We start from the raw sequence: 23,231 nt of genomic DNA, 5'->3' as shown, positions 1-23,231 counted from the left end.
GACGAAAAGATTGTTCGTGACGCAATGTGAATCAGTAGTGACAATAACAATATTAAGCTAACGTCAGTATAGTATGGATGCGCTTTAAAAGTCAAGTTGTCTGACCAATATTTTTTCCAATTGATTCCACTTTTCAAAAGAAAAACAGACCTGGTTTCCCAGATCTGTTTTGTTCTTAACGGTGGATCCAGACAGCTCCAGCAGAGTTATCTTTCGCTTCACCGATGACTTGAATTTTAAGACCATTGTTCGGAAGAAGTTTCCCTGCATCCGGGATCAATTGGTTGATATACGATTTAGAATCATCGAATTTCGTTACACCTGAGAGACCTTTGTAGTCGTAAAGACCACGTGTTGGTGAATCGATCAACCAAGAAGGTGCTTTATCGTAGCTGAATGCAGCATCCGCAACTTGGTAACGTGTGCTACCTGATACGACTGGCTTGCCTTTAAGCGTACCGACGATTGCTTCAGGGTGTGAATCGACGACACCGAGGAATCCTTCACCCGGGTGAACACCGACCCAGTTATCTGTGAAGCTAGAATCTGCGTACCAAACGACGAGACCTGTGTTGTATTTCACGCCACGCGCATGCTCAAGTGCTTTATCTGAGCCTGCGTAGTTACGCCATTCGAGGTAGTACGCATTGTCAGCATAGCTGAAGCCGTCAGACGCGATGAACCCGTCGAGTTTAAACTTCGGTGTACCTTCTGCATCATCTTCGAAGACGACTTTACCGTCGACTGTCAATTTCGCGTTATCAAGTGCGAAACCGTCGAGTGCAAGACCAGCATCACCTGTGTAATCAAATTTAAGCGTTACTTTTTTGCCTGCAAATTCGCTGAGGTCGTATGATTTATCGACCCATGCACCTTTTGAAGACTCAGCACGTTGATCACCATCAGTATCTTCGTCACCGATGACGTCGATGACTTTTTCTACTCCACCAGCTGTTGCTGTAACTGTCAAGAAGTCATAATCGAACTCGACATCAAAGTACGCTTTGTAATCAAATTTAGCAGCTTTAGCAGCTGTCAAATCGAATTCTGGTGACGTCATTGACGTATGAAGATCGTTTCCTTTTGTGCTGTAATAGTATTTTTTACCGAACGCCGGTGCAATTCCTTTGACCGGTTTTTTCGGTAAGTCTACTTTGATGATTCCTGGGTTTTTCGATTTTGTAACACTTTGATCGATATAAGAAGCAGTTCCTGCTTTTGATAACGAATCAAAATCGATTGTCTCGATATTCGCCCAGTTTCCACCCATCACGTTTTGGAAGAATTCTTTATTTTGTGGTGAGAAACTTGTTGGTTCTGTTCCGGCAACTTTCCCGTTCCAGCTACCGCCACTCATGATTGACCATGATGCGACCGGCTCGCCTTGACCTGTGTACTGTGTATCGTACTCATCTGGAAGACCTAAGTCATGACCGAATTCGTGTGCGAAAACACCGACCGCGCCGTCTTCAGGTTGAACCGTGTAATCGTAGGCAGCCATTTTACCGCCCCAGTTGCTCGAGTTAGAAGTTGTATTAGCAACTGGATAAACGCCATCAAGCGTCCAGCGGTGTGACCAAATCGCGTCATCTCCGAGCGTTCCGCCACCAGCTTCTTGTCCTGTTCCTGCATGGATGATCATCAAGTGATCGACGAGGCCGTCCGGCTCGTTCAAGTCGCCGTCTCCATCCATATCGTATTGGTCGAATTGATCGTACTCTGCTAAGTTGATGCCTGATTTTACTGCAGCATTTAACGAGTCTTTGACGAGACCACGTGGACCCTTAGCGCCTGGAAGGTTATCGTTTCCGCCCGCTGGATTATCCGAACCGTAGTCTTTGGCTGTACCTGGAACTGTTAACCAGTTCGAGACCTTACCATCAACCGTGTAGCTTCCGCCTGACTGTTCTTCATAATACTGTTTAAACGTCTTGACCTTGTCTCCGTTAAAGAGTTCGAACTCTTTATTACCAAACATTAAATCTTGATAATGCTTTTGGTTGAAGTCATTCGAATACATGTATCCATCTTCTTGCACAACATTGTTATGCTTAAAGTCACTGTACTCAACGAGTAGAACAAGGACTTTATCTGTCCGTGTATCACCGTTGTATTTTGCTTGTTTAGCTTTGTCGACTTTGACAAACCCATCTTTTTTACCTTTTTTATAATTATCGTGCTTCTTGTTCAACTGTTTTGCGAGTTGATCTTTTTGTTTCGTCAAAAAGTCTTTTGTTTTTTGATCGAATTCTTTCGCTTTTTCTGACTCATGTTCAGCTGCTGGTTTACCGTTCGACTTTTTATCCAAATACTTTTGGACAGCCTTTTGTTTCTCAGCTGCAGATGATGCTTTTGAGACGACCCCACGATCCTGCAATACTTTTAAGAGACGTTCCTGATCGACTGTGTTCAAGTCCATCGGCGCTCCTACTGCTGCTTTTTCAGCAGCATCAACAGATTTTACCTTCCCACCAGGTAAAACCGGACTAACTGCGAATGCAGCTGCCGTGATTCCAGATAAAACGGCTAAGCTAAGCTGTTTCTTTTTCCCCACGTGAACTTACCCCCTATGTAGTAGTGAAAAGCACACTTTTAATATACTTTTCTGAATATTCAAATCATATGTTATTTTAGTTCGTTAATCAATTAGTTTTTGTATAATTAGGACTTTATAACTATACCTATTTTTGGAATTTAGTTTAATATTCTTACATCGTGCCGATATTAATAAGATAGACCATTATATAGTACTAGAAAAATTCTTTGCTGCACGCTTGGATTAAGAAGAGGAGGAATTCCATGCAACCTTTAAAACGTTTTGAGCGACAAGTCTTAACGAACTATTTAATCGGCTCATTCGTTGCCGTTTTCGGTGTCGGCAGTTTGTTCATCTTCGAAACACTGACCTTCAGTCCACAAGAGCGGATACTCTTGCTTGGTATCATGGCAGGATCTGTCACCCTGATGTTCAGCTTGGAATACACAATCTATCGCCGACACGTTCGGTCCCTTTACATAGTATTTCAATCAAAACAGCCCACTGCTGACGAATTGACAATTGCTTTTCAGACGACGCATCGCTTCCCGGTTTTGACGATGCAACGTATTCTCGGTCCACACTTTCTCGGATTATCACTTCCTTCTTCTACCTTGACAGCTTTCGCCATATACCGTGGTTGGCTCGACATGCCCTACTATTTGATTGGTCTCGCTTGTTTCGGGGCGATTCTCGTCGCGATTCTTCATGCTCTGATTGAATTTTTCCTCACTTACCGGGTCACGGAACCGATGTTGCTCGAGTTGACGAAACGATCTCAGGCGGCAGGTTACGGCGACATCGTCTTAAAGAAACAACATATGGTCAGCTTGCGCCAAAAAATGTTGATTAGTACACTCGTCATCGGTGTATTTCCAATCTTACTGTTCGTCCTCGCTTCTGCCGTTCAGTTAACGGAAAACGAAAGTCTTCAGTCTTATTGGAGTTGGGCGACGTTAATTTTGATTGTCATCCTCTGCCTTGCGACATTTTGCAGTCTTCTACTATATGAAAACATCAAAAAACCGATTCTTGCTTTGCAAGAAGGGGTTGCTCAAATCGAGTCGGGTCAATTGAATACGATTTCCAATCCCTACTCCGATGAATTCGCACACTTGATTGGCGGATTTAATTTGATGGTTGAAGGAATCGAAGGACGCGATTTAGAAAATGAACGCCTTTTAAATAGTTTATTTACGTTGTTTGCCGCGACTTTAGATGCTCGCGACCCTTATACGGCAGGGCATTCTTTACGGGTAGCGGAATATTCCGTTGAAATCGCCCGTGCCGCTGACTTACCTGATGAACAAATCGAGTTATTACGAAAATCTGCTCTTCTTCACGATATCGGTAAAATCGGTATCCGAGATGCCGTTCTTTTGAAGGAAGGACGGTTAACGGAAGAAGAATTCGATGAAATCAAACGCCATCCGGTAATCGGTGTCCATATTTTATCGCAAGTTGATTTACCAGAGACGTTACAACCGATTCTTCCCGGGGTAAAGTACCATCACGAGCGTTATGATGGCAAAGGCTATCCGGAAGGCTTGACCGGTGACGCGATTCCGCTTTTCGGACGAATCATGGCAATTGCCGACGCCTATGATGCCATGACTTCCGATCGCCCCTATCGAAAGGGGATGCCCGCTGAACGAGCATTGTCGATTCTTGAAGAAGGAAGCGGCACACAGTGGGACGCAACTTTTACTAAACTCTTCTTAGACTTAAAACGACGGAACTTGACTACTGCTTCTTGATTTCTGACGAAAGGAGTCTCAAATGCATCCTAAAATTGTTGAACGTCACGAGCTTTATGTAATCGGACTCAGCATGACGTGCGAAGAAAATGAACTCCATACATTGATGCCTGAACTATGGCGTGAATTTTCACGTCGGGCCCATGAAATTCCGGCAGTCATACCGGACAGTTTTCCGTTAGATGTTTCGCTTGCCCATCGCGGAACGACCTATACGCAATGCGTCGGCTTACCTGTCTCTTCACTCGAACGGGTTCCTAAGGGAATGAAAGGATACCATCTCCCTCCCGCTCGCTATGTCTTTTGGAGACATGAAGGACCAGACATCGAGATTTGGAAGTCGTTTGAAAAGATTCAACGTTTTGCACACAAACAAGGGGTTGAACTTGATCCACTTGATTTTAAAATCGATGAGACACGCGAAGGCACGCATCACTTATATCAACGAATTCTCTAAGGACTACTCAAATGAGTAGTCTTTTCCGCGTGTAGACAAACTCTAGCGTGAACTTACGATATCGAGACGGATTGTGCTCTAAACCGTCTGCATGCCCGGCTTTTCCCTCCTGGTATTACCTACAAAGCGTCACGTTTCGTTGACTGCTACGGGAAAAGACGCTTTATCTACCGATAGTTCGTTGTCTACAGTTTGAGGACTACTCACAGAATTTAAGGCCAGAAAGCCCGTTGCTTCAGGGATGGGAGTGCTAGAAGAGTATTTCTTCACTCGATTTGTCTCAATGACTAAATTGTTCAGTACGGGTACTAAATACCTATTTTCAGAAAATTCTATTTAATCCGAATGCCTTATTCTCGTTCTCTATTTTGTTTGGCATAGTTAGACTCAACCCAAACAAGGAGGCGATTTATTTTGAAAAAGTTTCTCGCTACATCGCTTGTCGCAAGTGTACTTGTCGTTCCTACAGTCGTAGGCGCAGAAGGTCTTCAATCTGGCAAGTTGACGAAAGCATCGTCCGAGCCAGCTGCATCAATCGTTAAAGAGTATGTCGAAGGTAAAGGTGACTTCTCTGTACAAGATGTTCAAAAAGATGGATCATCTCACATCGTACGTCTCCAACAAGAAGTGGATGGCGTCCCGGTCTTCGGTAGTGTCGTCGTCGGTAACGTTGCGAAAGACGGTACTTTAAAAGCAATCGTCAATGATGCAGTCAAGGTCAAAGGGAAACCAGGTCTTGATAAGAAAATTGCAATCTCTGAAAAGAAAGCTTTAAAGTTGTATAAAAAATCAATCAAAGCAACAGAATTCGAAGTGGCTCCAACGAGTGAACTCGTTGTCTATCCAGTCAAAGACGATGCTGTCTATGCTTATAAAATCACATCGACTGTCTTAGCTGGCGACGAGCCGTCACGCTGGACATACTTCATCGATGCAAACTCTGGTAAGGTCATCAACAAATATGACCAACTGGCACATGCGAAACCAGTTACGACAATCACCGGAACAACGACAGTCGGTTCAGGTACGACGGTTCTTGGAACAAGTGCTACATTCAACACAACGAAAAATGGTTCTTACTACTACCTTCAAGATTCAACACGCGGTAAAGGCATCTCGACGTACGATGCAAAAAACCGGACATCACTTCCAGGATCACTTTGGGCGGATGCCGACAACGTTCTCAATGCTACTTACGACCGTGCCGCTGTCAGCGCACAAGTCAATGCAGTGAAAACATATGACTTCTACAAAAACACATATGGCCGCAACAGTTACGATAATGCGGGTGCAGCACTCAATTCAACGGTTCACTATTCTTCACGCTACAACAATGCGTTCTGGGATGGATCAAAAATGGTCTACGGTGACGGAGACGGTTCGACATTCACATATCTTTCTGGCGCACTTGATGTAGTCGCTCACGAATTGACGCACGCTGTCACTGAATACACAGCAGGACTCGTTTACCAAAACGAATCGGGTGCGATCAATGAGGCTGTTTCGGATATCATGGGAACAGTTGCAGAGTACTCAGTCGGATCAAACTTCGACTGGCTCGTCGGTGAAGACATCTACACACCAGGTGTAAGTGGCGATGCTCTTCGTTCAATGTCTAACCCTGCCGCTTACGGAGATCCAGACCACTACTCAAAACGTTACACAGGTACGGCTGATAACGGTGGTGTCCACACGAACTCTGGTATCGTCAACAAAGCCGCTTACCTCTTAGGTAACGGTGGTACACATTACGGTGTCACTGTACCAGGCGTCGGCGTACCGAAACTTGGTGCCATCTACTACCGTGCCCTTAACGTCTACTTGACTCCGACTTCGAACTTCAGCTACCTCCGCGCAGCAGTCGTTCAATCGGCAAAAGACCTTTACGGTTCTTCAAGTGCTGAAGCAGCCGCTGCAGCAAAATCATTTGATGCAGTTGGCGTCTACTAAGAAAACCTCCTCCCAAGGATTTTCTCTTTCCTCTCGAGTCGATGACTCGGGAGGTTTTTATTGTGGAACCAACGCAAAAAAGCACGTTCACTCGACGGAATGAACGTGCTTCAGACTTTAGATAAAATGAAAGACAGGACTGTGCATCTTTGTGAGATGACGATCCTGTCTTTTTTGTCGTTGCGTTCAAATCCAACTCGCCATGTCCGGCTCTTGATTAGAGAAACTGACTAGCTCCAGTCTCAATCGATTCATTTCCCAAGATCACGTGCGAGACGCAAGCGCGTCGAACCGTTATCCGGGAATGCCTTGAGCTGTAATTTCTCACCCTCGTACCATGTGCCGTAATCCGTCTTTACGACCGGATCACCAAGTGCTGTTAAACCTGACGCTGAGACATTCATCCAGTCAATTGCTTCGACTACTCCATCTGATACGACGAGCAAGTACCCGGCGTTCGAGAAATGGTACGTATTGACGGCATCTTTTTGTGTGTTGCCGAGCTTGCCATACTTCGCCTCAAACGTTTCAAGCGGTTTCCCGAGGTATTGTTCCGGCTTGTCAATCGGCTGATTCGCGACGACTTGTCCGAGTGTCGAAAGGAGTTCCTCATCTTTTAGACCAGACGGAGCCTCCATCTGAACATCTGTCTCCGGGATGTAGCCTTCGACCGCATCACTTAACTTCAGATGTACCATGCCGTCTTTTGCGTCGAGGACTTCATAAACATCCCCTAAGTCCGCCTTATAGATGACACTGGTCCGATTTGCATCTTGATAGACATCTGCAAACGGTCGTTTGATCCATGCCGCTGAACTAATCTCAGGTGCTACTTCTTTTTTCGATTTCTTCGGCTCTTTTTTCTTCTCTTGATCGGCCGAATCTTTTTCTTTATCCTTTGATGTTTCTTTGGCAGAAGCATCTGTTTTTGGTGTTTCGACCGTCGATGTCGCTTGCGAAGGATCGTTATGCGCGACCATATAGCCCCATCCGCCGACGATCAAAGCCGTCGCCAAAAGGCCACCGAACGCAATCCCACGCCGGTTGCGCTTTTGTTTTCGACGCATGTGACGCGATTGCCGTGCCTGATCGTGCTCTTGTTCCTGTTGACTCATATTTGGTTCCTCCTGAATTGACCGAGTGATGTTTTATTCACTATACCATCTAATCCAGAACCAAATTGTTTAAATTTCGATGACAGTTCTGCCTTGATGTGTTCCTTCAAGCAACGACTTGACGACTGCCGGAACATCACTCAACGCTTTCATTCGGACCATCTCGGCAATCGATAAATGCCAGTCGTTCGCGAGATGATTCCATAAACGCTCACGCTCTGTGATTGGTAACTGAACAGCATCGATTCCAATCAAACGAACACCACGTAAGATGAACGGATAGACGGTCATCGTCAGTTCAGCACCACCGACGTTACCGCACGTCGTGACGAGTCCACCGTATTGGACGTAACGGATGACCGAGGCAAGTAGCGGACCACCGACCGTGTCGATAATACCGGCATACAGTCCTTTTTTCAAAGGTCGCGTTGTTTCTTCCAGAAGTGACTGGCGTGAGATGACTTCTGCGACACCTGCTTGCTTCAAGCGGTCATGCTCTGCTTCTTTCCCGGTCACGGCATGAACCGTGAACCCGAGTTTCACGAGGAGTGCGACCGCGACACTGCCGACGCCACCTGTCGCTCCCGTGACGAGGACCGGACCATCTTGCGGTGCTACACGTTGAACGAGTTCATCAATCGACTGGGCAGCTGTCAGACCGGCTGTTCCGTAACTCATCGCTTCAAGCGTCGTGATGCCGTTCGGTAGCGACGTAATCCAGTCCGCCGGCACGCGGATATACTCTTGAAAACCACCTGATGTATTCATTCCGAAATCAAAGCCGTTGACGACGACCGCTTGTCCTTCGCTGAAGCGTTCATCAGATGATGTTACAACATGACCTGCCGCATCGACGCCTGGTGTATGTGGGTAATTTTTCGTCACCCCTCGATTTCCTGTGACCGATAACGCATCTTTGTAGTTGATGCACGAATAGGCGACACGAATCAACACATCACCTTCTGGTAAGTCGTCGACTTGTTTTTGTTCGAGTGCCCCGACGAATTGTCCTTCTTCCTCACGTACGACGAATGCTTTAAACGTTTGTTCCATCTGTCTACCTCCTAGGAATTAAGCTTAATTGACATGCTTTGACTTAGCGATGCCCCCATGATAGCCCAATTACCCGTACAGTGCACAAATCATGTCTCATGTTCATCCGACTTTTTAAAAAACGTCAAGTGATGACACTTGTGGATTCGAGGATAGTACTTGAGGAAGAAGTGGTTCAAGTATTCGGATGAACTTGTTTTAAGTAAGATCTGAAATCGTGTTCGATTTTTTCGACGGTTTCTTTCGCGACTGTTTTGTCTGCTCCTTCGTCATAACGGATAATGCCATACAGCGTCCGTAATTCCTGCGACGGTAAAAATCCGATTCGTCCGAACCACTCGCTGAACGACTCCGTCTCTCGGCGTTTCAGGCGCGCCGGCAACTGACGATTGAACAAAACGACCTGTTGCCGAACTTGTTCGACCGGCAATGGCGGGAACGTTTCCTCTGAATCCACCTTAGTCTGTCGGTATTGCTGCGGTGGCGTCACTTCGTCTTCGAGTGCATCTTTTCGCCGGCCACGGCGTTTTCGGAAGCGACGGATGAGCAGGACAAGCAACAGGACAGCCGCTGCACTAAACCCGATTAAGAAGTAAGGAAAGCCTCCGTCCTCTTCGACTCCCACACCTTTTTCAGCATGTTTAACTCCGAGTGAAATGAATTTAAATTTATCTTTAGGTTCCCCTCCCCGGTCACTCTTCTCATCCGTATCGTAACCATAAATCACACCCTCAGGTTTCGGTTCTTTCTTCCAAAGTAACTTCAGCCACCACCAGTCGAGCGGCTTGCTTTCACAATCTTCTCTGCACTGTTGCGCCGTTGCCGTCGCCGGAAAAACCTCGACATCACGCAGTGCTTGATAACCCGTCTCGACTAACGGTTTCATGATCCCAAGTGCAAGCAAAACTATACCCATCATCAAGAGTAATCGACTTTGAAATCGCATGCTCCCACCTCTTTAATGTCATTTTTATCCATTATATAACGTCTCAGTCCTAATTAACGGAATTTTTTGATTTTACTTAAAAAGAGCTTGAACAACAGACGGGATGGGAAAAGGAATGTAGTGATTTTTAGAGAGGAGTTCAATCATGGTCATATTAGAAGCTACGCACGATCCCTATCAAAACGGGCGATTGATTGCTGAATATACGGAAAGTAACACGAATCTTGCGGCCGTCATCCGTGCGGAACAATTGATGACCGAAAGCCCGTTCGTCGCACCGCGTCGCGCGCCGCATCCGAGCCGCTACTTACGTTCGTTAATCTCGCCACTTTTTTTAACAGACCGCGATAAACATATCTTGCCCCTGACGAAAGCATTCGTCAGTCAACAGGATGAGGTCCGGCCGAGCTGGTTCGGTCGGCTAACTTATGAATTCGAACAACTGGCCTGTCAGGTCGAAAAAGTCGATGTCCGGACGTATGGAGCCATCGGTGACGGAAAGACCGATGACACGCTTGCCTTCAAGGAAGCACTTGCGGACGGACATCGGCAAGTCCACGTCCCTGCCGGCACATACATCGTCCGCGGGATCCGGCTCCCGAACTTTACGATTTTGACGGGTGACGGGAAAGGCCGGACGATTATAAAATTGCATGATGATGCCCCGAAAGGACGCCGGTTAATCACGAACCAAAATTACTTACTCGGTAATCATCATCTGCTCGTCGAAAAAATGACCCTTGACTGGAACATCGAGCGGATCGGTGATGCTAAAAAGAGCAGCACATGGGGCAACCATTCGAGTTGTCTGACTTACGCCCATGTCACGTACGGCTGGGTCTTCGACGTCGAGGCAGTCGATCCCGGGCTCCATTGTTTCGACATTTCGACACCTTACTACAATTACAACGGGGACGGCGCACGGGCGAATTTAAGTAGTTCCTTCATTTGGTTCGACGGCTTGACGGGATCCGGATTCGGCGACGATGGCATCACGACGCATCATAGCGATCACTTATTCATCTCGAACTGCTTCATGCATGACCCGAGCGGGCGAGCCCACGCCGTCGGCTTTTCGAATTCGAACGGAATCGAAATCGATGATGGCTCGCGCGACGTCTGGTTGTTCAACAATGCGACGTCCCGTTGTTTCGGCGGACTCGAAATCAAGGCGCATGCGACATCGTCCGCTGCTTCGACCGTCAAAATCGTCGGGCACCTCTCCATCGATGACCACCGCTCGTTCAACTTCCGCCATATCGGTCACCATCAAGCAACGGACCCGACGTCACAAACTGCCTATAACATCATCGCGACACGGCTCGTCGCGCAGACGCCTCAATACACACCGCTCTATGCAAACTCAAAACCGCGGGCACTCGTCGTCTCGGCATATCGGAACGTCGTCATCCATGACTTCACCGTCCTCGGTGACCCGAACTATGATTACCAGGAACAGCCGGTAATCGGAATCCAGTACAAGGCGAAAAACGTCACCTTGAGCCAAGTCAAGATGACGGGATTCCGTCAGGCTAAAACGGACATTCAAGTCTTTGGTGGTGAAAACGGGGCAGATGACGTCCGGCTCATTGATGTCCGGATTGAAGATTCCGCACGCCACGGGATTACGATCGGCCCCCACATTGAGCGCATCCGTTTGATGAACGTCGCGATCAAAGGGGACGGGACGGTCGGATTGAATGCTAAATCCGAACCGGAGCTTGAACGCTTCATCGCAACCGGTTATCAAGTGCCTGTCCGGACCCATCCGTCCGCATAAAAGAAGCTCTGCCTGACCTCGGTCAGTGCAGAGCTTTTTCTCATTGGGCGCGGAGATAAGCAAGGACACGTGTATCGATCGTACGGTCCTGATGCTCACGCATCTCGAAATTCTCCGTATGCAGGTACGTCCGGAAAGCTTCTTCGAACGATCCCCGGTAACCGAGTTCGAGTAATTTATCCATCACTTCCGATTCAAGCGCATCATCAATCGGCTTGATTTCTTCCGGTTTACTTGGTTGCAGGTAAAGGGTGTGCAGTTGATAAATCCGCTCGAGCTCCTGAATCGGACTCGGGTGATCGTCGACACGCAAATCGATGTAGCGGTCATTGAAACCACCATATCCACCGTTTTCCTTGACGACGAGGAGCGCAGCCGACTGCATTCCGCGTGAGTCACCGCCTGCCGCTTGTCCGGCAGCGAGGGCACGTAACAACCGTTCACCGAGCGGTCCATCCGTCGCCTCGAACACACGGGCCATCTCCTTGACCGTGTTGCCGTCGACTAAGATATTCCCTTGCGCGGCAAAGTGTTTACCGGCAATTCCGCCTGCCCAGTCGTTACAGGCGTCTCCCGTGAAAGTTGCGCTCCGACCAGTTGCGTCAACGATTCCGACTTGCCGCTCTGCCCGTCCTTCGTCCGCGTCCGTCAACAATTTTAAGACTTCTTCCGCCGACTTCCCTTCAGAAATCATCCGTAATCCTTCTGGACCGTATGTCGTATTCGCGAATGATTGGGTCGCGATTGCTCCGACACCTGCTTTTGCAAACGGGACGGCGCTGCCGACCGCAAGAAACTTCGATTGAACAGCGACTCCCCATGCTTGTTCTTTTTCACAATAGCCAACGATTGAATATGTCATGTTGAAATCCCCCTTATGAACTTATAACTAACGTTCGTCTTAGAAGTTCCCGATTCCTGCACGAAAAAAACCTTCCGCACCCATTGCACGGAAGGTCGGTGTTCATTGAATGCCTAAGGTGACGGCGAGGAGCAAGGCGACGCAGGCAAGTGTCACCCAAATCGCAAACAACTTCCAGACGAATCGTAACCATTTTTCATACGGGATGCCGGCAATTGCAAGGAATGCCATCAAATGGGCACTCGTCGGGAAAATCATATTCGTCAACCCATCTCCATACTGGAAGGCGAGGACTGCGACTTGTCGTTCAATCCCTAATAGATCGGCGAGCGGAGCCATGATGGGCATCGTCGTCGCTGCTTGTCCACTCCCGGATGGAATGAAGAAGTTCGTAATCAACTGGACGATGTACATGCCGATGACGGCAAGCGACGTCGGTAAATGTCCGACGGCGTTCGATAAACCGTAGATGACTGTGTCGATGACACGACCGTCTTCCAAGATGACGACGATTGCACGTGCGAAGCCGACGATTAAGGCACCGAACGTCACTGCTTTCGCCCCGTCAATCAAACTTTCGAACGTCCGATTGATACCGAGCGTCGTGATTCCGGCAAGCATACCGATGATGAGGAACGATGCCGTCAACTCCGTTAAGTACCAGCCCCACTCAAAGATTCCAATGACATTCAGTGTGATGCCACCAATCAAAACGATGAGGACGAACGCATGTTTCTTCGAAAACCGTGAAAATGTTGTCGTTACTTCTTCTTTCCGATGTTTCTCTAAGTCATAGACTAAGCTGCGCTCCGGATTTTTTTTAACCTTTTGGGCATAGTTCATGACATATAAAATCGTCACGAATAAAAAAGCCAAGTAGATTGCAGTCCGGTAACCAATCCCACTGAACAATGGAACTTCGGCAATCGACTGTGCAACACCAACCGTAAACGGATTAAGCATTCCGCCGGCAAATCCAACCGCTGCCCCGAGACTGACGATCGCTGCGCCCGTCATCGCATCGTAACCGAGTGCCCGGGCGAGCATGATACCGATCGGGACGAAAATAATCGTCTCTTCTGCCATGCCGATCGTCGCTCCAGCAATCGAAAAGACAAACATCGTCATCGGAATCATGATATGTCCCTTTTGACCAAATCGATTAATCAATTGATTGATTCCGGATTCGATTGCTCCCGTCTCACGGATAATACCGAAGACACCACCGACGAGAAAGATATAGAAGATGATGCCAGCACCCGCTTCCATGCCTTTTGGTATCGCTTCAAACAACCCAAACAAATTAACGGGTGCCGACTCGACCGCCCGGTATGTACCATCGATGACGACCGTTTGTCCATCTTGTTTCTCACGATCAAATTGACCTGCTGGTAACGTATACGTCAAGATAACTGAAATCAGTAAAATCCCCATGATAATGGCATATGTATGAGGCATTTTAAAGAAAGAGCGTGAAGACGAATCTTCCTGGACTTTACGTTCGTTCATTTAGCTGCCTCCTCTCAAGTCTGAATCTAGCTACTCTTAAGATAATGCCCTATTTTTGGAAAAAGTAACAGGCATTCGAGGTGTTTTAATTTTTTTGTAACAAAAAAGAGAACTTTCGTTCGATTTAAACATAAAAAAAAAGCCTGACATTGCCAGACTTTTCTCCTACTTATGCAGTGAACATTTGAACATCAAGTGGTTTAGCGAGAACAGTTTGTGCAAATGCAACGAACTGTCCGAAATGTGTACTCGTGTTGTGTGATTCAATTGCTGCTTGATCTTCCCATTTCTCAATCATCATGAAGACATTTTCGTCTTCTGTGCTTTGGAACAGGTCATAGCTGACGTTTCCTGCTTCTAAGCGTGAACCTTCGATCAATGCTTTAGTAGCCTCCAAAAAATCAGTACGTTTTGCTGGTTGAACTTCTAATTTTGCTTCGATTGCGATCATGTAAATTCCTCCTTCAACTTTCGTTAACTTACATAGTTTAGCACCTCGATTATGCAAGTGCTATAAAGATGCCTAGACGATTAATTTAATTCGATTTCGGGTAAAAAATGGTATCATTTTTGACACCAGAGAGGAGTACACACGATGAGTATCGAGCTTTTTCGTTTTGAGGACGATGGTGTGATTCCAAATAATCCACGTTACCCGGTCTTAATTTATCGTCATGTCTTCGAAGACCCTTCTGCCATCGAAAAGACCTTCCGTGCGAACAATTGGCAAAACAGCTGGGTCGACAGTATTTTTGATTTCCATCATTACCACAGTGTCGCTCATGAAGTCATCGGTATTCTCGAGGGCCACGCCAGTATCCAGATTGGAGGACCGCTCGGGAAAACGTTTACGCTGACTGCTGGGGATGTCATCGTCTTACCTGCCGGAACCGGACATAAAGCGCTTGATACGAGTCGTCGCTTCAAAGTGGTTGGTGCCTACCCGAATGGTCAAGACTACGATACGTTGACAGGTGAAGCCTGCGAACGACCGGGTAATCTCGAGCGGATTGAACGCGTCGAGCGTCCATCGACCGACCCCGTTTATGGCCAGTCAGGTCCTTTGTTTGAGCATTGGTAAACAAACGATTGACGTTTTTTTCTTATCCATCCGTGGTAAAGCCTATTATTGTGAATTTTGGAGGAGGAGGCGAGAATGAATGAGACAGAACGGACGATTCTACTTGCCGCGTTAAAACAACAGACGGTAGCATTTCCCGATTCAACACACGTTCGGGCATTCGGTCAAGGAACGTGGCACATGGGTGAAGAACCGACAAAACGACAAGCGGAAATCGAAGCTTTGAACGTCGGACTCGACAGTGGAATGGAATTAATTGATACCGCAGAAATGTACGGTGAAGGGGCATCGGAACAATTAATCGGCGAAGCAATCGAAGGACGACGTGAAGAAGTGTTTCTCGTCTCGAAGGTTTATCCTCATAATGCTAGCGGAGACAAGTTACGCGAAGCATGTGAACGTTCGTTACGTAACCTGAAGACGGATTATCTCGATCTTTACTTACTCCACTGGCGCGGTGACATCCCGCTTCAAGAGACGATCGATGGTCTCGAGCAGTTGAAGGCAGAAGGAAAAATTCGCCGCTGGGGTGTCTCGAACTTCGATGTCGCAGATATGAAAGAGTTACTTGCGTTAGAAAACGGCGATCAATGTGCCGTCAACCAAGTACTTTATCACCTTGGCTCACGCGGGATTGAATACGAATTGATGCCGCTTTTAAAAGAGCACGGCATTCCAGTCATGGCGTACTGCCCATTAGCAGAAGGCGGGAGTCTCCGGGAGAAGCTACTTGATCACCCGACCGTTGAACGCCTTGCTGAAACACATGGTGTCGACCCGGCACAAATCCTACTCGCCTTCGTCGTGCGGAGTGGTGATGTCATCGCCATTCCGAAAGCCGGTCAGGCGAAGCACGTCGAAGAAAATGGTCGTGCCGCACTCTTACAACTAACTGATGAAGAATTCGCAGCACTTGATGAAGCATTCCCTGCTCCAACTAAAAAAGAATCGCTCGATATCGTCTAAGGAGGAATTTGCTTATGGATACGAAAGTCAAACTCGGAAAATCAGATCTCATGGTTCACCCGATCGGTCTCGGAACAAATGCCGTCGGGGGGCATAACCTTTACCCGAATCTCGATGAACAAGCAGGACGCGATTTAGTCCGTGTCGCCTTGATGAACGGCATCAACTTTTTAGATACGGCCTTTATTTACGGACCAGAACGTTCAGAAGAACTTGTTGGTGAAACGTGGAGCGAGACGGTCGAACGCAAAGACGTCATCCTCGCAACGAAAGGCGCGCACAAAATCGTCGACGACGAGGTCGTCATCGATAACTCACCCGAGTTTTTGAAACAGTCGGTCGAAGAGAGCCTGAAGCGTTTAAAAACGGATTACATCGACTTGTTCTACATCCACTTCCCAGATGAAGCGACACCAAAAGATCAAGCAGTCGCTGCACTTGCCGAATTAAAGGAACAAGGAAAAATCCGAGCGATCGGTGTCTCGAACTTCTCACTCGAACAATTAAAAGAAGCCAATAAAGACGGGCACGTCGACGTATATCAAGGCGAGTACAACTTGTTCAAGCGGGATGCAGAAAAAGAAATCCTGCCTTATATCCGCGAACACGGGATTTCATTTGTTCCGTACTTCCCGCTCGCTGCCGGATTACTTGCCGGAAAATATGATGAAAATACGAAGTTCGATGATTTACGTGCGAAGGATCCCCTTTTCCAAGAAGATGTCTTCAAAGACAACTTAGCAAAAGTCGAGCTACTTCGCCCGATTGCAAAAGAAAAAGAGGTTGACGTCGCGCATGTCGTCCTCGCTTGGTACCTTGCGCAAGATGGCATCGATGCCATCATTCCTGGTGCAAAACGTGCCGACCAAGTAACAGATACGCTCCGAACGATTGAAGTCGAGCTGACGGATGCAGACATTAAAAAAATCGATCAAATCTTTAGTTAACGCCATGCAAACCCTCGGTCGCAAGATGACCGGGGGCTTGTTCATGAGCAAATAGCGCGAAAATCAAAAAGACAACACGTATGATAACAACAGAGGAGGCGATTTTGAAATGAAACATCATTTTCACTTAACAGCAGACTGGCCGGGAAACCGAAATGACATCGGCGACATCGAGACCGGTGACTTAAAAACGAAGATTTCGATTCCGGAAGCGATGGACGGTCCTGGCGTCGGAACGAATCCGGACGAAATGTTACTTGGCGCAGCCGCGACCTGCTACATCATCACGCTTGCCGCGATGCTCGAGCGCAGCAACATCAAAAAAGTATCGCTGACGATGGAGTCTGAAGGCATCGTCGATGTGACGAACGGCGTCTTTACGTATGATCAAATCATTCATCGTCCCACGTTGATTTTACCTGCCGATACGACAGAGGCAATGGTCAAGATGGCACGTCGCCTCGCGGAAAAAGCGGAAGGTTCGTGCATGATTACCCGTGCGCTTGCAGGAAATGTAAAAGTCTCGCTTGAAGCGGTGATTGAAGTCGAAGCTTAATCGATGACTTTTTCCATATAAAAATAGATTTTTATACTTCGCTCAATTTTGGCAACGTGCTTTCCTACGGGATTCGCGTTGCCCTTTTTCATTAGAAAATCTTTCTCTAAATAAAGAGCGGTCTGAACCTGTCTAAAAAAGATTCTTCCTTTTTTCGTGCTTTCCTCGGGCGAGGCGCAAGCCGAGGCTCCTTATTCTGACGAATAATGAACCTGGTCTCGCTTGCCTCTGTCAGCGCGAAAACGCGCTTCTTCCCGTAGGAGTCACGAAAAGGTAATCTTTTTTTACATCATCGTTTCAGGAAAATAAGAAAAGAAAAAAATTCCAATTATTTTTGAACAATTGCAGAGTAATTTTCATTTGGAATTAGATTGTTGCTGCACGATTTCCAATTACTTCGTATACTGAATTTAGTTTGGAATTTATTGGAGGTAATCAGATGTCTTCGTTTCAGGAACAATTACAGAATCAACACTCTACAACAGATCCTTCTACAAAAAGCTCACCTATTCAAACAGCAGATTATACAACAGAGCTCTTAACTCATTTAAATGAGCTTTTTTATAAATCGATTGTCGATCTTCAACAAAATCAATTGACTGAAGAAATGATCGAAACGACGAATCGCTGGCTATCCGCATTAAATGAACCAAGCTTGACGGTTCCATTACAACGACAGTTAACAGCGTCTTCAACACCGCTCCCACTTCAATATGAAAAATCATTAAGAGCTTGGGATTTAATCGCACCCGGTCAGGAAAATCAGGAAAAGTTATTACACCATTTGATTGATGAGTTGGCTACTGCTCAATCGGCGGACTGGATGGTGAGTTTCACTCGACATTCTGGTATTCAAGCGTTAGTCCCAGCACTTCAAGAAGCGGAACGATTAAATAAACCAATTCGTGTTCTCACTTCATTTTATATGAATATCACTGAAGCGAAAGCACTTCGTACACTGATGCAATTCCGTAATGTTGAGATTAAAATTTATGAACCGATCAAAAAGAATCAAGCGTTCCATCCAAAAGCCTATTTATTTACACGAGAAACTGATTTACATAGTGCCATTATCGGTTCGTCTAATTTATCAAAATCAGCACTTACAAATGGCCTTGAATGGAATGTCCGAATTCCTCATTCTCCGCTTACTTCTCTTGTCTCTCAAGCACAGACGTTGTTTACTAATTTATGGACGAGCGACGAAGCAATCACATGTACAACAGAAATTTTAGAACAGTATGAACAACATCATTTAAATACGCCAAAGATCAAACAGTTTGTTGTAAACGACCGTGTTGCTGAAGACTCTGTGGACTATGACACGATCCACCCTAATGAGATGCAGCTCCCGGCCTTAGAACAGCTTCACCGGTTGCGCTTAAAAAAACAAACTAAAGCCATGGTGATCGCTGCGACAGGAACAGGTAAAACATATTTAGCTGCTTTTGATGTAAAACAATTTGAAGCTAAACGTGTACTCTTTATTGCACATCGCGGGAAGTTACTGACCCAGGCAGAACAAACATTTAAAAAGATCTTTACCGATTCAGGGTCTACTTTCGGTCGCTACCAAGCAGATCAAAAAGAAATGGATAAGCAATTTACCTTTGCTACCGTTCAAACTTTTTCCAAAGAAATTCATTTAGCACAATTTCCCCCTTCAACATTCGACTATATTATTATCGATGAGTTTCATCATGCAGCATCAGAATCGTATCAAAAGGTTCTGAATCACTTTACACCGAAGTTTTTACTCGGTATCACAGCAACTCCAGAACGAATGGACGGACTAAATATCTTTAAATTAGTCGATCATAACATCGCGTATGAAATTCGTCTCTATGATGCACTGGCTCAAGATTTATTAACTCCATTCCATTACTTCGGGATTCAAGATGATGAAGAGATCGACTATGAAATGATTCCCCAAAAAAATGGACTTTATATTGAGAAAGATTTAGTTCAAGCACTTGAACGGTCTTCCCGAACGGAATATATCCTCGAGATGATCAATAAGTTCGGCAATAGTGGTTCTACCCAAGTCGGTCTTGGATTTTGTGTCAATATCAATCATGCTGAATTTATGGCTGCAGAATTCAATAAGCACCACATCGAAGCATTGGCAATCACAAGTAATCAAAGTGAAGTAGAACGAGAACAAGCCATTCAGCGATTAGAAGATGAATATGATCCACTGTCCTTCATTTTCACAGTCGATTTATTTAATGAAGGGGTCGATATTCCTAAAATTAACTTGATGCTTTTCTTACGTCCGACGGAATCACCAACAATTTTCATTCAACAGCTTGGGCGTGGATTACGGAAGCATGATTCGAAAGAATATGTAACGATTTTAGACTTTATCGGGAACAGTCAACGTGCTTTTGTAGCCCCACTCGTTTTATCCGGACAACAATCGTTCCATTCCATTGATCGTTATCATGTAGCAAACGCTGTCCAAAATCACTTCCCGATCCTACCAGAAGGATCACTTGCGATTCTCGATCGTGTAACCGAAAACTTTATTATCGAGCAAATGAAGAAAATTGAGTTTTCTACAAGTAAACAGCTACGTGAAAGTTATCAGCGCCTTACGACAATGATTGGTGATACACCATCACTCAATGACTTAGTGACACACCGTGATGCTCCCGCCATTGAAGCAATCATTCAACAATGGAAAAGTGTACTGCGCTTAAAGCAACTTGAGAAAGTCGCAACGGATGAAGAACTCTCCCTTTTACTTAATCCGGATGCACGAAAAGTCATTGAACATATCGAAAGTTGGTTCCCGATTCGTGAACCCTTTAGTTTATTGATGGTCGAGCTACTGTTACACCAAGAAACGATTTCAGTCGATGATATCATTCAGGCAGCTGCAAACCGCTTTGCGATTCCAACTTCTGCATTGTCCCATCGTTCGTCTCTGATTCAGCATTTATTCAAACGATGGTCGACACCACTTAAAAATGACCGTCTACCGTTACTTGTTGTATTAGACGATGGACGATTCCAGCTTTCAACGCAAATGACAGAAGCGTTATCATCCAATGAACACTTAGCTTCATACTTAAATGAATTGATTCAGGCTGGACTGCATGCTTTTGAACAACTATCGGGAGGTGAAGTCTGGTTAGCAAGTGATCAATCATTGATTTCACGAATGACGTATAGCCGCTCTGTCATACAGCGTTTACTTGAGTCACCACATCAAGAAGGTTCATGGCGGGAAGGTGTCGCGCAAGCAGGGGAAGATTATGTACTGTTCGTTAACCTACACAAAAACGAATCAATTGAAGATCAACTGAATTACCAAGATTACTTCATTGATAAAAATCATTTCCATTGGCAATCTCAAAGCATTGCGACTGCACATGGAAAAGCAGGAGAACTCTATCGTCACCATCAGGAGCGTGGCATTAAAGTTCACCTATTTATTCGTAAAGCAGAAAAAGAACAAGGCCGTTCATTACCCTTTACGTATTTTGGTGAGTTGATTCATAAAAGTAGTCATGGTTCTAAACCAATCAACGTAGAGTGGATCTTAAAAGAGCCTTTGACGGCGGAAGAATTTATTTCGTGGAAAAAACTTTCATAATTTTTTCAACAGCCGGAATATCTGCCGGCGCCCACTCTAACTGTTGTAAATCTTGAACGCGTAACCATCTAAGTTCCGCATGTTCTAACGCTTTAGGTGTACCTGCAACAATTTCCGCATAATATGTCGACAGCTCAACAATGATTTTTTCGTATTCATAAAGTGTTGTTTCAATATGTTCTTTCACTTGAATCGTACAATTTAATTCTTCGTTGATTTCACGGGAGAGCGACTGTTCTGGTCGTTCTCCTTGTTCGATTTTCCCGCCAGGAAACTCCCACAAGTTCGGTAACGACATCGCTTCACTTCGTAAGGCACAGAGTACTTCATTGCTTGAATTAAATATTACAGCACCGACAACTTGGATTGTTTTTTTCAAAATAACGTCCACCCTTTCTTTAAATCTTGTCTACAGCATTCAATATAAGTATAGAAGATGATTGATTTTATACCTGAGTTAAAAGAAGATCATCTTCGTAATTACGAAGGCGGTCTTTTTTCGAAGCAGAACCTTCGTTTCCACTCGACTCCTATGGGAAAAGAAAACATGACCGGTCATGTTTTCGTCAGAGCTGAACAAGACCCGAATCGGGACAAGCATTGGACCACTTCGCGGCTTGTTGCTCGCCCATGGAAAGCGAGTGGAAAGAGATGGTTCGTTGAAGAACGTTCACTTAAGAACGTTCACTTAAATTATCTCCACCTGGATCATCTTAACTTATCCACAGAAACCGACGAAGGACATGTTAAATATCTATCGATTTGAATTATCCACATGTGGACAACTTTTCCTATGCTATAATTTGACTACTTATCCACAACTAGAAATGAGGAACTCACGTGCCACGCGAAATCTATCCTGTCGTCGTCAAAGCGACGGCTATCGAACAAATCAAAAATGGTCAGCCTTTACTTTATAAAGAACTGTTCCAAAAAAGTAACCACCTCAAAGAAGCCGGTGCGCTACTTCGACTGACTACAGAAGATAAAGAATACCTTGCGACCGGCTATTTTGGCAAGCAAGAAAAAGGACTCGGCTGGTTGCTCTCGACGGACGAGATTCAAGAAATCGATGACGTCTTCTTTAAAGAAAAAATCGAGGTTGCTCTCGACCGGCGCGATGCTTTTTTTGAGAACGAACTCATCGATACGTTCCGTGTCTTCAATGGTTCAGGTGACGGCATCGGTGGTTTGACAATCGATTGTTTTGATCACCACTACTTGATCACGTTCGAAAATGAAGGCATCTATTCATTTAAGCAGGAAATCGTCTCTGCCCTTGAGTCGTTAATCCACTTTAAGAGCATCTACGAAAAACGTGCCTTCCAAGTCGATGGTCAGCCCGTCAAAGGCGATGATTTCTTAGCCGGTGAACGGGGAGATTTCCCGGAAGTCCTCGAGGAGAACAGTCTTCCGCTTCTCTATCACCTGGACGCCGGCATGCGGACGGGTCTCGACATTAACCAACGCGACCTTCGTGCCACCGTCAAACAACATGCGACAGGACAAAATGTCTTGAACCTATTTTCCGATACAGGGACGTTGACAGCCGCTGCGCTGCTTGGTGGAGCGCTTGAGACGACGAGCGTCGATTTCTCGACCCGGAGCCGGAACAAGACGATTGAACAACTTGAACTGCATCAGCTTGATCCAGCGGCGCAAACGATCCTCGTCCAAGATGCGTTTGATTACATCGATCAAGCTGATAAGAAAACACGTTTTGATTTTGTCATCGTCCATCCACCGGCACTCGTCAAAACACAAGTACGCCATTTCCGTGCCGAAGTCGATTTACCCGCTTTAATCCAACAAACGATTCATATGACCCATCGCGGTGGACTGTTGTTGATCACGACGGATTGTCAGCTATTTGATCAACAGCGCTTCATGAAAATGGTCGAACAAGCTTTCAAGAAACTTCGTCAAACGTACGAAATCGTTTGGGAAAGTTCCTCGCTTGAAGACTTTCCGGAGCATCCTTCGATGAAAGAAGCGGAACGTAAAGCCGTTCTTGTCCGCCGTAAATAAGCTCAAAACAAATAATTCTGCTAATCTTCTATCGATTAGCAGAATTATTTTTTGTATTAAAAGGAAAAATAAACCAAACGCCGAATC

Annotated in this window: 18 protein-coding genes; 10 read left to right on the top strand and 8 right to left on the bottom strand. The window is 45.8% G+C overall.

Annotation, left to right across the window (positions count from 1 at the left end; genetic code table 11):
* Nucleotides 1-175: 175 nt before the first annotated feature.
* Nucleotides 176-2,554, bottom strand: coding sequence for an immune inhibitor A domain-containing protein (locus KNP94_RS07205; protein WP_215115503.1), 2,379 nt, complete (start codon nt 2,552-2,554; stop codon nt 176-178).
* A 245-nt stretch (nt 2,555-2,799) separates the two neighbouring features.
* On the opposite strand from KNP94_RS07205, the gene KNP94_RS07200 reads away from it, so the two are divergent.
* From KNP94_RS07200 to KNP94_RS07190, 3 genes are all read left to right on the top strand, one after another.
* Nucleotides 2,800-4,293 carry an HD-GYP domain-containing protein gene (locus tag KNP94_RS07200; RefSeq protein WP_088838204.1) on the top strand — a complete coding sequence of 498 codons (1,494 nt, stop codon included), beginning with the start codon at nt 2,800-2,802 and terminating at the stop codon, nt 4,291-4,293.
* A 22-nt stretch (nt 4,294-4,315) separates the two neighbouring features.
* Nucleotides 4,316-4,750 carry a GyrI-like domain-containing protein gene (locus tag KNP94_RS07195; RefSeq protein WP_214770186.1) on the top strand — a complete coding sequence of 145 codons (435 nt, stop codon included), beginning with the start codon at nt 4,316-4,318 and terminating at the stop codon, nt 4,748-4,750.
* Between the two features lie 414 nt (nt 4,751-5,164).
* Nucleotides 5,165-6,700 carry a M4 family metallopeptidase gene (locus KNP94_RS07190; protein WP_088838206.1) on the top strand — a complete coding sequence of 512 codons (1,536 nt, stop codon included), beginning with the start codon at nt 5,165-5,167 and terminating at the stop codon, nt 6,698-6,700.
* A 251-nt stretch (nt 6,701-6,951) separates the two neighbouring features.
* Here KNP94_RS07190 and KNP94_RS07185 read toward each other — a convergent pair whose 3' ends face one another.
* The 3 genes from KNP94_RS07185 to KNP94_RS07175 form a co-directional block, all read right to left on the bottom strand.
* The gene (locus KNP94_RS07185; RefSeq protein WP_215115502.1) at nt 6,952-7,815 is read right to left on the bottom strand and encodes a hypothetical protein; all 864 of its coding nucleotides are present in this window, start codon (nt 7,813-7,815) and stop codon (nt 6,952-6,954) included.
* Nucleotides 7,816-7,884: 69 nt separating this feature from the next.
* Complete coding sequence (locus tag KNP94_RS07180; protein WP_214805310.1) at nt 7,885-8,868, bottom strand: YhdH/YhfP family quinone oxidoreductase; 984 nt, start codon at nt 8,866-8,868, stop codon at nt 7,885-7,887.
* 175 nt (nt 8,869-9,043) lie between these two features.
* Nucleotides 9,044-9,814 (bottom strand): hypothetical protein, encoded by a 771-nt coding sequence (locus KNP94_RS07175; RefSeq protein WP_214802304.1) that lies wholly within the window; start codon nt 9,812-9,814, stop codon nt 9,044-9,046.
* Nucleotides 9,815-9,959: 145 nt separating this feature from the next.
* Between KNP94_RS07175 and KNP94_RS07170 the strand changes: the two genes are divergently transcribed.
* Nucleotides 9,960-11,594 carry a glycoside hydrolase family 55 protein gene (locus tag KNP94_RS07170; protein WP_215115501.1) on the top strand — a complete coding sequence of 545 codons (1,635 nt, stop codon included), beginning with the start codon at nt 9,960-9,962 and terminating at the stop codon, nt 11,592-11,594.
* Between the two features lie 40 nt (nt 11,595-11,634).
* Here the strand turns inward: KNP94_RS07170 and KNP94_RS07165 are convergent, their stop codons facing one another.
* The 3 genes from KNP94_RS07165 to KNP94_RS07155 all read right to left on the bottom strand — a co-directional run bounded on the left by KNP94_RS07165 (nt 11,635) and on the right by KNP94_RS07155 (nt 14,416).
* Nucleotides 11,635-12,456 (bottom strand): DUF1028 domain-containing protein, encoded by an 822-nt coding sequence (locus KNP94_RS07165; RefSeq protein ID WP_214770202.1) that lies wholly within the window; start codon nt 12,454-12,456, stop codon nt 11,635-11,637.
* 102 nt (nt 12,457-12,558) lie between these two features.
* Complete coding sequence (locus tag KNP94_RS07160; protein WP_215115500.1) at nt 12,559-13,965, bottom strand: YfcC family protein; 1,407 nt, start codon at nt 13,963-13,965, stop codon at nt 12,559-12,561.
* A gap of 169 nt (nt 13,966-14,134) precedes the next feature.
* A complete protein-coding gene (locus tag KNP94_RS07155; protein ID WP_214770206.1) occupies nt 14,135-14,416 on the bottom strand; it encodes a putative quinol monooxygenase in 282 nt (93 codons plus the stop codon).
* A gap of 144 nt (nt 14,417-14,560) precedes the next feature.
* On the opposite strand from KNP94_RS07155, the gene KNP94_RS07150 reads away from it, so the two are divergent.
* From KNP94_RS07150 to KNP94_RS07130, 5 genes are all read left to right on the top strand, one after another.
* Entirely contained in the window at nt 14,561-15,046 is a 486-nt protein-coding gene (locus KNP94_RS07150) for a cupin domain-containing protein (RefSeq protein ID WP_214802309.1), read from the top strand.
* 75 nt (nt 15,047-15,121) lie between these two features.
* Nucleotides 15,122-16,012: an aldo/keto reductase gene (locus KNP94_RS07145; RefSeq protein ID WP_214770213.1), complete on the top strand. Its 891-nt coding sequence runs from the start codon at nt 15,122-15,124 to the stop codon at nt 16,010-16,012.
* 14 nt (nt 16,013-16,026) lie between these two features.
* Complete coding sequence (locus tag KNP94_RS07140; protein ID WP_088838216.1) at nt 16,027-16,959, top strand: aldo/keto reductase; 933 nt, start codon at nt 16,027-16,029, stop codon at nt 16,957-16,959.
* Nucleotides 16,960-17,068: 109 nt separating this feature from the next.
* A complete protein-coding gene (locus tag KNP94_RS07135; RefSeq protein WP_029332077.1) occupies nt 17,069-17,515 on the top strand; it encodes an OsmC family protein in 447 nt (148 codons plus the stop codon).
* Between the two features lie 439 nt (nt 17,516-17,954).
* Nucleotides 17,955-21,116, top strand: coding sequence for a DUF3427 domain-containing protein (locus KNP94_RS07130; RefSeq protein ID WP_215115499.1), 3,162 nt, complete (start codon nt 17,955-17,957; stop codon nt 21,114-21,116).
* Here KNP94_RS07130 and KNP94_RS07125 read toward each other — a convergent pair.
* The gene (locus tag KNP94_RS07125; protein ID WP_088838220.1) at nt 21,091-21,495 is read right to left on the bottom strand and encodes a (deoxy)nucleoside triphosphate pyrophosphohydrolase; all 405 of its coding nucleotides are present in this window, start codon (nt 21,493-21,495) and stop codon (nt 21,091-21,093) included. The two genes, KNP94_RS07130 and KNP94_RS07125, sit on opposite strands and share 26 nt — an antisense overlap.
* Nucleotides 21,496-21,956: 461 nt before the next feature.
* Here KNP94_RS07125 and KNP94_RS07120 point away from each other — a divergent pair, with 461 nt between their 5' ends.
* Nucleotides 21,957-23,144 carry a class I SAM-dependent rRNA methyltransferase gene (locus KNP94_RS07120; protein WP_215115498.1) on the top strand — a complete coding sequence of 396 codons (1,188 nt, stop codon included), beginning with the start codon at nt 21,957-21,959 and terminating at the stop codon, nt 23,142-23,144.
* Nucleotides 23,145-23,231 lie beyond the last annotated feature (87 nt).

Origin of the sequence: Exiguobacterium sp. s80 (genome assembly GCF_018618725.1) — a bacterium.
Taxonomy (GTDB): Bacteria; Bacillota; Bacilli; order Exiguobacteriales; family Exiguobacteriaceae; genus Exiguobacterium_A; species Exiguobacterium_A oxidotolerans.
The sequence above is the reverse complement of the archived record's forward strand: the minus strand, read 5'-3'. Positions and strand labels throughout refer to the sequence as shown.